Raw genomic sequence first — 11,563 nt, 5'->3', positions numbered from 1 at the left:
GCTCAGCTCCCTCGGTAGGTGGTGTACGCGAACGGACTCAGCAGCAGCGCGACGTGGTGGTGCTCCTCGTCGACCGCGGTGAAGGTGACGTCGATGCGGGGATGGAAGGTTCTCCGCCCCCGGCCCTCGAACCACGCGCCGGTGGCGAACGTCAGCGTGTGCACGCCGGGTGGCACCTCGCGGTCGATCCGGGCGCGGCCGTCAGCGTCGGTGACGCCCGACCAGGTGGTGCCGTCGGCGAGCGTGAGGGTCAGGCCGATGCCGTCCGCTGGACGTCCGCGCTCGGCGTCGAGTGCGTGGGTGCTGACCGTGCAGCTCACGCGGCCTCCTCGAAGAGGTCGACAAGGCGCAGCATGGCGATCTCCGCCAGCTGCTGGCGGACGACCTGCGCCTCGGTGGCGTCGTCGTTGGTCAGGCGCTCCTCCAGGAGCGCGAGGAGCTCCTCGGCGTCGCGTCCCCTGGCCCGGACGAGGTAGATGCGGCCGAACCGGTCCTCGTAGCGCTGGTTCGCCTCGGCGAGTCGCCCGCGGACGTCGCCGGCCAGCGAGACCGCGGCCTGCTCGGCGTCCGAGAGCGAGGCGCTCGCGCCGCCGGCCGCGTGCCGCTCGCCGATGCGAGGATGATCGGCCAGCGCCTCGTCGACCTCGGCGGGCGTCCATCGCAGGGCCAGGTGCTCGGCGTGCTGGAGCAGTGCCGTCGCGTCCGGGTAGGGCCGAGCTCCCACCACCCCGGCCACGAACGACTCGATGGAGGCGCACGCGCGTACGAACGCCCCGGCGGTCGATGCCTCCATCGCGTTGAACTCGACGATCTTCACTGTCCGGTCCCTTCCACGTGGCTCGTGCCGGCCGTGTCCGCTCACCATATGGAACGGATGTAACCGGCGATGAAACTACCGTTTCAGTTCGGTTACGGGTCGAGGCGCACCGCGAGCTCGAGCAGGTCGCGGTCGCGACCGGGGGCCGCGAGCAGGCAGACCCCGCATGGCGGTCCGGCCACCGTGCGCAGCGGCAGGCTCACGGCCGGAAGCCCGGCCAGCCCGGCCAGGCACGTCAGGCGCATGGTGGCATCCCGGGCAGCCTGGGCCCGATCGGGAAGCGGCGCGACCGAGGCGGTGGTCGGCACGACGAGCACCCGATCGCCCACCAGTCGGCGCACGGCGTCACGCGCCCCACGCACCACGTGCCACGCGGCCGTCGCCTCCTGCGCGGTGACGCGCTCCGCGGCCTCGAAGCGGCCGCGGACATCGGCGCCGAGGGTGTCCAGCCGCGAGCCGAGCCATCCGCCGTGGACCTGCCAGGCCTCGAAGGCCTGCCACCTCTGGAACGCCGCGAGCCACGTGCCCAGCTCGTCGAGACGCCAGGTCTCCCGTACGGCATCGGCCGGCAGCCACGCCTCGACGGCGGCAGCGACGTCGGGCTCGGCCAGCTCGAGCAGGCTCGGCGCGACCACCAGCGTGGCCGAGCCGCGCGTCGGTGCCTCGGGGAGCAGCACGTCCCCGACGGTGGCGAGCAGGGTCGCGGAGCGGGTCAGCCAGCCGACCGTGTCGAAGGAGGGCGCGAGCGCCAGGAGGCCGGCGCGGTCGACGGCACCGTGGGTGGTCCGGATGCCGTAGAGACCCTGGTAGGCCGCCGGCACCCGGATCGAGCCGCCGGTGTCCGTGCCCAGCCCGACGCTGGCATGACCGAGACGCACGGCGGTGGCCGAGCCCGACGTCGAGCCACCCGGGATCCGGTAGGGCGCCGCGGGGTTGGGTGGCGTGCCGTAGTGGACGTTCTGCCCGGCGAGGCTGTAGGCGAACTCGTCGGTGCGGGCGATGCCACGCACCGACGCACCGGCCGCGAGCAGCGCCCGTACGGCCGCTGCGTGCTCGGTCTCGGGTGTGGCCTGATCGAGCCAGGCGGGGTTCCCGGCGCCGATCGGGTGGCCCTTGACGGCGTAGAGGTCCTTGACCGCGATGCTCTCGCCGGTGAGCGATCCGGTCCCGGTCGGGGGCGTCAACGGGTCACCGACCACCCGCCAGATCCGGGTGTCGAGCGCGGGCGGGGCGACCGCCACGTGGGCCGCCGTCACCTGCCAGCCGTCATGGCCCAGCGAACGGTCGAGCGCCCGTGCCCACAGCTGCGTCTGCTGGCCTCGCCCGCCCCGGGCGAGCTCGGTGACGGCGACGATCAGGGCGTGGTCGTCGTCGATCGCCTGCACGTGGGTCTGCACGATCGTGCGCCGAGGCGCACCGCCGCGGCCCCCGCGGAAGGCGCTGATCTGCTCGTGCCCCACCAGCAGTCCCGAGGCGTCTCCGCGCAGGGTGTGGGGCGTCTGGGCGAAGAGCCGGTCCAGTAGGGGCAGGTCGTCGGCCATCAGGGCCCGCTCGTAGGCCTCGAAGGCCGCCATGAGGCCCTCGGGCGCGGCGGGCGACACCGGTCCGGTCATGCGGTGAAGTCCGCCTTCCTGATGGTGGCGTGCACGCCCTTCACCACGTCGACCACCTGGGAGATGCGGAAGTCGGTGGCCGCGGAGAGGTAGGCGTAGGCGAGTCGCTCGTCCATCCCGAAGCGAGCGCCGATGAGGGCGATCGCCGCCCGCACGCAGTTCTGCACGGCGACGTCGAGGTCCTCGTCGAGGCCGGTGGGGACGAGCAGCTCCGACGTCTCCGCCAGCGGGCCGGCCAGCTCGCCGAAGCGGTGCAACGCCTCCTCGCGGGCGACCACGTCGAAGCGGACGGTGGCCCGCAGGCTCGCCTCCATGGCGGTGAGGCTCACCTCGCCGTCGCCCTGGGCGAAGTGCGGATCGCCCACGTACGCGAGCGCACCGTCCACCTGCACGGGCAGGTAGAGCGTGCTGCCGCTGGTCAGCAGCCGGATGTCGAGATTGCCGCCGTGCGGTCCGGGCGGGACCGAGTGCGGGCGGGTCGCGCCGGCCACCGCCACACCCATGATGCCGAGGAACGGCGCGAGCTCGAACCGGGCCGTGGGGCCGGTGTCGTCCTGGTCCTCGCGCAGCGGCAGCAGGCCGTGGGTCCCGTCCTCGTCCGTCCGGGCGAACACGCAGTGCAGCGGCGACCCGTCGCGCGGCAGGTCACCGGCGAGGGCGCCGCGTCCGTGTCGGTTGGAGATGACTCCGTACGGCACGCGCGGCGTGGTCTCGAGCACGGTGATCGCCAGGAGGTCCCCGGTCCGTGCGCCCGCCACCTCGATCGGCCGGGTCACGACGTGGGGTCCGTCGGCGCCGGCGGTGCGCGCAACGCTGCTGGCGGCCAGGGCGATCGCGTCGTCGAGGGCCTCGGCGCCGTACTGCCCGAAGAAGGCCCGCGGGTCGCGCCCCTGGTCCTCCAGGATCCCCTCGTGGCTGAGGGTGTCGACGGTGACCTCCTCGCCGGGGGAGACCGACAGGACCGGGTCGTCGGCACCGCACGGCAGTCGACCCCAGATCACGTTGTCGGTCGTGCTGGGCAGGTACGTGCCACGGATCGCGCCGTCGCCGAGCTGGAGGAGAGGGATGGCCACCCGAGCACCGTATGGAACGAATGTTTCATCCATGTTCCTGTCCGACCGCCAGCACGCACCCGGTCCGCCCCCGGTGGAGATTCCGCCGTAACGCGGCCGACATATCCGTCGCCCAGACTGATATCCGAGCGAGGAAGCGCTCCGTGCGATCGAGGAGGACGACCATGGCGACGACGACCGCGTACCCGGCGCCCGCCGCAGGCAGCGCGTACCGAGCGAGTGCCTGGCCCCGGGGCCTGATCGCCCACGGTCACTGACCCGAGACGCCTGTTTCGTCCTGGCCGCTCCGCGGCCGACCCGCAGCGCCCTCGACAGCCGACCCCGCGACCACCCCAGGAGCCCACCGTGTCCACCGACGTCTTCCCTGCCGGCACCACGAACCGTCCCTACGCCGACCGCGTCCTGCCGACGCCGCGCGGCTGTACCTTCGACCCCGACGACTGGCAGATCATCGCGCGCTACTGGTACCCGGTCGCCGTGGCCAGCGAGGTCACCGCCGACCCGCAGGGCGTCACCCTCCTCGACCAGCCGCTGGTGGTCTACCGCTTCGAGGGCAAGGTCGTCGTCGCCGACAACCTGTGCCCGCACCGGGGGATGCAGCTCTCCCTGGGCAAGGCCTTCGACGACGGGCTGGGCATCCGCTGTCCCTATCACGGGCTGCGCTTCGGTGCCGCGGGCACGTGCACCGCGATCCCGGCCCACCCCACGAACAAGATCCCCGCCCGGATGAACCTGCATGCGTACGGCGTCGTCGAGCGCTACGGCCTGGTGTGGACCTGCTTGGCCAGCCTGCCCACGGACCCGGCGGACCAGGCGTCGATCCCGCCGGTACCGCACTGGGACGATGAGGGCTTCCAGCAGATCAACTGCCCGCCGGTCGACATCGCCGCCTTCGCCGGGCGCCAGGTCGAGGGCTTCCTCGACGTCGCGCACTTCGCGTTCGTGCACCAGGCGTCCTTCGCGGACCCGGAGAACGCCGAGGTGCCCGACTACACCGTCGAGACCACCCCCGACGGCTTCGAGGCGCGCTACCTCTCCAGCATGGGCAACTACCCGCACAGCACCGGCCTGCAGGCCGAGCCGGACTACGTCTGGTCGCGGCACTTCCGGCTGCACGTGCCGTTCACCGCGTCACTGGTCATCGACTTCCCCGACGGGACCAAGCTCTCGATCATGAACGCCGCCTCGCCGGTCTCGGCCCGGCAGACGCGGATGTTCGACGCCCGCGTGCGTGACTTCGACACCGACGGTCCCCTGCAGGAGGTCTACGACTTCAACCAGATGATCTTCGAGGAGGACCGGCAGATGGTCGAGGCGCAGAAGCCGGAGAATCTGCCGCTCGACCCGAGGCTCGAGGTCCACATCCCGGCCGACCGCTCCTCGATCGCCTACCGCCGCGCCCTGCGCGAGCTGGGCCTCAGCACGTTCTTCACCGTATGAGCACCCTTGCGGTGGTGGTGCACGCCCAGACCCGGGCGTCGGAGCGAGCGCTCATCGTCGAGCTGCGCCCGCTGGGCGGCGGCCTGCCCCCGGCGGAGGCGGGGGCGCACGTCGACCTCCACCTTCCGACCCCGCTCGGGACGGTGGTGCGGCAGTACTCGCTCCTGGACGTGACCGACCCGAGCCGCTACCTCGTCTGCGTCCAGCGCGAGCAGCCGGGCAGGGGAGGCTCCCGACACGTCCACGAGCGGCTCCGGGTGGGCGAGCGGCTGACGATCTCCGCCCCCCGGTCGACGTTCTCGCTGCAGGACGGCGCCGATCCCGCCCTCCTCGTGGGTGGCGGGATCGGCGTGACGCCGTTGCTGGCGATGGCGGGCCGGCTGCACGAGCGCGGCGTCCCGTTCGAGCTGCACTGCTACGTCCGTGACGAGGCCGTGCTCGCCGAGTACGTCGCGGCCCGGCCGTACGCCGGGAGCGTGCGCTGGCATCGCAGCGACCGGGGGGACTCGCTGCGACAGGCGGCCCCGGACTGGTCGGTCGCCGACGACACCGTGGTCTACGCCTGCGGGCCGGCCGGCTTCCTCGATGCCGTCCGGCAGCGGGCCGCGGACGCCGGGATCCGCCCGGAGCGGGTGCACGTCGAGCGCTTCACCCTCGAGGAGCCGATCGACCTGGCCGGCGACGCGTTCACCGTCGTCGCCGCCTCCACCGGCGAGCGGATGGCGGTCGGGGACGGCGAGACGATCGCCGAGGTCCTCGAACGCTCGGGGTACGACGTGGTGCTCTCGTGCGAGCAGGGCATCTGTGGCTCCTGCCTGACTCCGGTGCTGGACGGCCTTCCCGACCACCGCGACGAGGTCCAGACCGCGGCCGAGCATGCGGCGAACACGCAGATCAACGTGTGCGTCTCGCGCTCCCGTACGCCGGTGCTGACCCTCGACGTCTGACACACGACCCCTGACCGACGCCCGCGAACGACGCGAACGGAAGCGACACGTGAAGATCATCATCATCGGTGCCGGCATCGGCGGGGCCAGTGCGGGCATCGCGCTGCAACGGCTCGGCCACGAGGTCGAGATCTACGAGCAGGTCACCGAGAACCGCCCGGTCGGAGCCGCCATCTCGGTGTGGCCCAACGGCGTCAAGGTGCTCAACTGGCTCGGACTCCGCGAGGAGACCGAGGCCCTCGGCGGCCGGATGGAGCACATGTCCTACCGGGAGGCGATCTCCGGCGAGACGATGTGCCGCTTCGGTCTCGGGCCGATCACCGAGCAGATGGGCCAGCGTCCGTATCCGATCGCGCGGGCATCGCTCCAGGCCATGCTGATGGAGGCCTTCGGCATGGAGCGGATCCGCTTCGGCAGGCGGATGACGGCCATCGAGCAGGACGAGGACGGCGTGACGGTCTCGTTCGCCGACGGCACCACGGCATCCGGTGACGCCCTGATCGCTGCCGACGGCGCGCGGTCGCTCGCCCGCAGCTACGTCGTCGGTCGTGAGCTGGAGCGGTCGTACGCGGGCTACGTGAACGTCAACGGATTGGTCGCCGTCGATGCCGGTGTCGCGCCGCCGGACGAGTGGACCCTGTGGGTGGGCGAGGGCAAGCGGGTCTCGGTGATGCCGGTGAGCGACGACCGCTTCTACTTCTTCTTCGACATCGTGGAGCCGGCAGGCCTGCCCTTCGAGCGCGAGGCCGTGCGGGAGGTGCTCTCCGCGCACTTCGGTGGGTGGGCACCCGCCGTCCAGCGGCTCATCGCGCAGATCGACCCGGCGGCCACCAACCGGGTCGAGATCTTCGACCTCGATCCGTTCCACACCTGGGTCAAGGGTCGGGTGGCCCTCCTGGGGGACGCCGCGCACAACACCACGCCCGACATAGGTCAGGGAGGCTGCTCCGCGCTGGAGGACACCGTCATGCTGGAGCGGGCGTTCGCCACCACCACCATCAGCGTGCCGGACACGCTGGCTCGCTATGCGCGGGCCCGATCGCAGCGCGCCGGCGACCTGGTGCTGTGGGCCCGTCGGCGGGCGGCCCTGATGCACGGTGCCGACCCGGACCTCACCGAGGCCTGGTACGAGGAGCTGCGTCGCGAGGACGGCACCAACGTGCTGCGCGGCATCATCGGGAACATGGTCGACAACCCGCTCGGCTGACCTCGGCCGGCGGGGCGGCTGCGTGATCAAACCTTTATCGCCCGCGACGTCAGGGTGAGGACGGCCCGGCCGATGAGTGAGCCGCGGGCCGTTGAGATCACCCCGTCCGGGCACCGGAGGCCCGAATAGCCGCGCGAGGATCAGGGGTGCGATGTCGGAGGCTGCGAACGTCACGGGTGCATCGGAGCCTCCCGCGGCGAACCCGTTGCCGCTGCGCCGGCTCGTGCGACGGACCCACCTCCCGGCGGTGCTGGGCTTGGCCCTCTCGCTCGTCATGCTGCTCTGCATCGCCCTGGTGATGACGCTTCGGGTCGAGCCCCGGCTGCACCACCTGCGCGAGGCCGCCGACGCGGCGAGCAGGGCCCATGACGCGATGCTCGATCAGGAGACCGGTGTGCGGGGATACCTCGCCACCGGTGCACGGGAGTTCCTCCAGCCGTACGTCGACGGGACGGCGCGCGGGGACGACGCGAACGCCGAGCTGATCACGTCCCTGCGTCTGGAGCCGGACCTGCTGACCGAGGCCATCGCGACCGTCCGGTCACAGCAGTCGTGGCAGGAGCGCTGGGCGCGTCCGGCGGTCGACGCCGCGGTCCGGCCCGACGTCTCCGAGGGTGCCGCGGGACTGCCGGCGCTGGACGCGCAGCTGCGGGCGGGAAAGGTGCTCTTCGACGACTACCGGGCGAGCGAGGCCGTGATGCGCTCGGCGGTCGCGCGGGCGATCACGTCCGCGGAGGGGGCCTACCGCGCGGCACTGGTGCTCGGTGCGCTGATGCTCGGACTCGTCGGGGCGGTGTCGCTGCTGGCCCTCCTGCGGGCCACCCGCCGCCTGCAACGACACGTGGTGGACCCCGTGCGCGACCTCACCGCCGCCGTCGAGCAGGTCACCCGGGGCAACCTTCGCCCCTGCCCGATCGCGCCGTCGGTCGTCGACGAGGTCAGCGCGCTGAGCCGTGGCGTGATGACCATGACGTCCGCACTCGAGGAGCGTACGTCCGTCGCCGAGCAGCGCGAGGCGATGCTGAGGCGGCACGGCACCCGCCTGGAGCACGTCCTCGAGCTGAGCCGGGGGCTCTCGGAGTCCCTGAGCCTGCGCTACACCAGCCTGCGCCTGATCGACGCCGTCCGCACGCTGTCGGGGGCCGAGCAGGTGGACCTGTGGCTGCGTAGCCGCGACGGCCAGGAGCTGGTTCGCTACGACGCGGACGGCGAGGCCCAGGGCACCGTGGCGCTCGACCCGACCCTCGCGGCCGCCAGCGCCGTCGAGGTCGGCATCGGAGCCGTCGGCAGGGCCGCCCGCTACGGGCGTGCCATCCCGCTCGACGAGCGCCGCGAGAGCGGTGCCCTGGACGTCGACACCACCGGGATCGCCATCCCGCTCGTGGTCGGCAGCCAGGTGATCGGCGTGCTCGCCCTGCGCCCGCCCTCAGCGGGCACGCTCGACCTCGACCTGATCGACGGTCTGATGCTCCAGGGCGCGTCCGCGCTCCAGGCGGCGCAGCTGCACAGCGACGTCGAGCAGCAGTCGCGCCGGGACCCGCTGACCGGGCTGGCGAACCGGCGCCAGTTCGACGAGGACCTGGCGGCCGACGTCGCTCGAGCCGATGCGTACGGCCGTCCGCTCGCGCTGATGATGATCGACCTCGATCACTTCAAGCGGATCAACGACACCTACGGCCATCCCCGCGGCGACGAGGTGCTGCAGGACATCGCGGGCATCGTCACCCGTCAGCTCCGCGACATCGACACCGCCTACCGCTACGGCGGTGAGGAGCTGTGCGTGCTGATGCCGGAGGCGACGAGCGACGAGGGCTACGACCTCGGAGAGCGCATCCGCGTCCAGGTCGAGGACGGCTTCCGCTGGGCGACCCGGTCCCCGGTGACCCTGTCGGCGGGTGTGGCGGTGCTGCTGCCCGGCGCGGACGGCCCGACCCTGGTCGGTGCCGCCGACCGCGCGCTCTACGCGGCCAAGCGCAACGGCCGCAACCGCGTCGAGCGTGGCGAAGACGCAGCCACCGCGCGCTGACCCACGCGCTGACCGGCACGGCGTCGGCCGGTACGGGTGACCGAGGCCGCCGACGACCCCGGTACGGGGGCGTCCCCGGGGTCGTCGGCGGAGTCGTGCTGCGCGCTGGTGTCAGACGCCGGCGGGCTCGGCGGTCCGGGCGTGGGCGCCGCTCGCCGCGTCGAGGCGCTTGGTCAGGCCCTCGCCCTCGATGTCGAGGTTCGGGACGAGCGCGCCCAGCCACTTCGGCAGCCACCAGATCCGCTCGCCGACGATGGCCATGATCGCGGGCACGATCAGCATCCGGACCAGGAACGCGTCGGCCAGGACGCCGACGGCCAGCGCGAAGCCGATGGTCTTGAGGATGACGTCGCCCGAGAGCGCGAAGCCGGCGAAGACGCCGATCATGATGACGGCCGCGGCGACCACGACACGGGCGCTGTGGGCGAACCCGTCGATGACGGCCTGGCGCGCAGGGGTGCCGTGGACGTACGCCTCGCGCATCCGGCTGACCAGGAAGACCTCGTAGTCCATCGCGAGGCCGAACAGGATGCCCGTCAGCAGGATCGGGAGGATGAACAGCACCGGGCTGGTGGTGTCGACACCGATGAGACTGGCCAGCCAGCCCCACTGGAAGACCGCCACCGTGGCGCCGAGGGACACGCCGACCGAGAGCAGGAAGCCGAGGGCCGCCTTGATCGGCACCCAGATCGACCGGAACACGGCGATGAGCAGGAAGATCGCGAGCCCGATGACGACCAGCAGGTAGAGCGGGAAGACCGAGAGCAGCTTGTCGGCGAGGTCGACGCCGACCGCCGTCTGTCCGGTGACGAGCGCCCGGGCGCCGGCCTCGGCGGGCAGGCTCGCGACGGTGTCGCGGATGTCGGAGACGAGCTGCTTGGTGGACTCGTCCGACGGCCCCGACTTCGGGACGACGGTGATGGTCGCGAACTGGACGGCCTTCAGCTGCTGGGCGAACGCCTGCTGGGCGGCCCGGTCGTCGCTGCTGACCGCGGGCACGACCGCGGCGATGTCGGATCCGGGCTCGGCGGCCATCGCCTGGAGCTGGTCGGTGACCGTGGTGACCGCCGCGGCCGGGTCGGCCGCGTTCTTGGTGTCGACCACGACGACCAGCGGACCGTTGGCACCGGCGCCGAAGTTGTCGGAGATCAGGTCGAAGGAGACCCGGGCGTCGGAGCCGGCGGGCTTGGTGCCGTTGTCGGGCAGCGCGAGGTGCATCGAGGCGACCGGGATCGAGGCGACCGCGGCGAGGACGACGCCGGCGACGAGAGCGGGCCAGCGGTGTCGGCTGACGGCCTCGACCCAGCGGCGGCCGTTGGTGCGCACGGAGCCGTCGCCCTCGGCGTCGCGGTCCTTGAGGAGCTTGAGCCGGCCGGAGGTGACCCGCTTGCCGGCGAAGCCGAGGGCGGCGGGCAACAGGGTCAGGGCGATGAGGACGGCGATGGCGACGGTGAAGGCGCCGCCCAGGCCCATCTGGGTCAGGAAGCCCACACCGCAGACCGCGAGGCCGGCGAGGGCGATGATCACGGTCATGCCGGCGAAGACGACGGCGCTGCCGGCGGTGCCGACCGCGCGTCCGGCAGCCTCTTCCAGCGAGCGGCCCTGCCGTACCTCGTGCTGGTAGCGCGACATGATGAACAGCGCGTAGTCGATGCCGACGGCGAGTCCGAGCATCGTGCCGAGCGCCGGGGTGGTCGAGCTGAGCTCGACGAATCCGGTGAGGGTGGTGATCGCCACGAGGCCGATGCCGACGCCGACGATCGCCGTCAGCAGCGGCATCCCCGCGGCGACCAGGGAGCCGAAGGTGATGGTCAGGACGACGATGGCCACCGCGATGCCGATGAGCTCACCGATCGGTGCCGCGGCCTCGTCCTGGAGCGCGTCGCCGCCGATGGCGACGTTGAGGCCGGCGTCCTTGGCGGAGTCGGCCGCTCCCTGGAGGGCGTCCTTGTCGGCATCGGTCAGGTCGACCGACGCCTTCGTGTAGCTCACCGTGGCGTAGCCGACCCGACCGTTGTCCGAGATCGTGCCGGCGCTGAACGGGTCGGCGATGGACTGGACGTCGCTGGTCTTGAGGTCCTGCAGCGCGTGCTGGACCGCGGCCCTGTTGTCGGCGTCGGCGAGCTGCTCACCCTTCGCCGCCTCGAAGACGACCTGGGCCGAGGCGCCGTCCGGCGCGGCCTGCGGGCTGCGCTCCTTGATCAGGTCGAACGCCTGGGTCGACTCGATCCCGGAGAGCTTGAAGTTGTCGTTGGTCGGCCCCGAGAGGGTGGCCGCGCCGATCCCGAGCCCGACCAGGAGCAGCACCCAGATGCCTGCCACCAGCTTGCGGTGCACGAAGGACCACCGGCCGAGCCGGAAGAGTTGCCATGACATGCGACGCCCCCTAAGACTGTTTCTGGACCCTAAGGTCCGGTTAGACTACGAGGATAGAAACAAG

The 11,563-nt window shown here is 72.1% G+C and carries 9 protein-coding genes; 4 read left to right on the top strand and 5 right to left on the bottom strand.

What is annotated here, in order from left to right:
- Nucleotides 1–2 precede the first annotated feature (2 nt).
- The 4 genes from uraH to ACZ5L9_RS05865 form a co-directional block, all read right to left on the bottom strand.
- Entirely contained in the window at nt 3–320 is a 318-nt protein-coding gene (gene uraH / locus ACZ5L9_RS05880) for a hydroxyisourate hydrolase (RefSeq protein WP_464534939.1), read from the bottom strand.
- Nucleotides 317–817 carry a 2-oxo-4-hydroxy-4-carboxy-5-ureidoimidazoline decarboxylase gene (gene uraD / locus ACZ5L9_RS05875; RefSeq protein WP_464534935.1) on the bottom strand — a complete coding sequence of 167 codons (501 nt, stop codon included), beginning with the start codon at nt 815–817 and terminating at the stop codon, nt 317–319. Before uraD ends, uraH begins: the two co-directional genes overlap by 4 nt.
- Nucleotides 818–909: 92 nt before the next feature.
- Nucleotides 910–2,430, bottom strand: coding sequence for an AtzH-like domain-containing protein (locus ACZ5L9_RS05870; protein ID WP_464534933.1), 1,521 nt, complete (start codon nt 2,428–2,430; stop codon nt 910–912).
- Nucleotides 2,427–3,503, bottom strand: a complete 1,077-nt coding sequence (locus tag ACZ5L9_RS05865) for an acetamidase/formamidase family protein (protein WP_464534931.1) — start codon at nt 3,501–3,503, stop codon at nt 2,427–2,429. Before ACZ5L9_RS05865 ends, ACZ5L9_RS05870 begins: the two co-directional genes overlap by 4 nt.
- Before the next feature lie 345 nt (nt 3,504–3,848).
- On the opposite strand from ACZ5L9_RS05865, the gene ACZ5L9_RS05860 reads away from it, so the two are divergent.
- The 4 genes from ACZ5L9_RS05860 to ACZ5L9_RS05845 all read left to right on the top strand — a co-directional run bounded on the left by ACZ5L9_RS05860 (nt 3,849) and on the right by ACZ5L9_RS05845 (nt 9,123).
- Nucleotides 3,849–4,943: an aromatic ring-hydroxylating dioxygenase subunit alpha gene (locus ACZ5L9_RS05860; protein WP_464534929.1), complete on the top strand. Its 1,095-nt coding sequence runs from the start codon at nt 3,849–3,851 to the stop codon at nt 4,941–4,943.
- The gene (locus ACZ5L9_RS05855) at nt 4,940–5,890 is read left to right on the top strand and encodes a PDR/VanB family oxidoreductase (RefSeq protein WP_464534926.1); all 951 of its coding nucleotides are present in this window, start codon (nt 4,940–4,942) and stop codon (nt 5,888–5,890) included. Before ACZ5L9_RS05860 ends, ACZ5L9_RS05855 begins: the two co-directional genes overlap by 4 nt.
- A gap of 49 nt (nt 5,891–5,939) precedes the next feature.
- Nucleotides 5,940–7,097: an FAD-dependent urate hydroxylase HpxO gene (gene hpxO, locus ACZ5L9_RS05850; protein ID WP_464534924.1), complete on the top strand. Its 1,158-nt coding sequence runs from the start codon at nt 5,940–5,942 to the stop codon at nt 7,095–7,097.
- A 151-nt stretch (nt 7,098–7,248) separates the two neighbouring features.
- The gene (locus ACZ5L9_RS05845) at nt 7,249–9,123 is read left to right on the top strand and encodes a sensor domain-containing diguanylate cyclase (RefSeq protein WP_464534922.1); all 1,875 of its coding nucleotides are present in this window, start codon (nt 7,249–7,251) and stop codon (nt 9,121–9,123) included.
- 111 nt (nt 9,124–9,234) lie between these two features.
- Here ACZ5L9_RS05845 and ACZ5L9_RS05840 read toward each other — a convergent pair whose 3' ends face one another.
- A complete protein-coding gene (locus tag ACZ5L9_RS05840) occupies nt 9,235–11,499 on the bottom strand; it encodes an MMPL family transporter (protein WP_464534918.1) in 2,265 nt (754 codons plus the stop codon).
- Nucleotides 11,500–11,563: the final 64 nt, after the last annotated feature.

This window comes from Nocardioides sp. JCM 18998, assembly GCF_055391535.1.
Note: the sequence above shows the minus strand (reverse complement) of the source record. Positions and strands in the feature narration are given on the sequence as shown.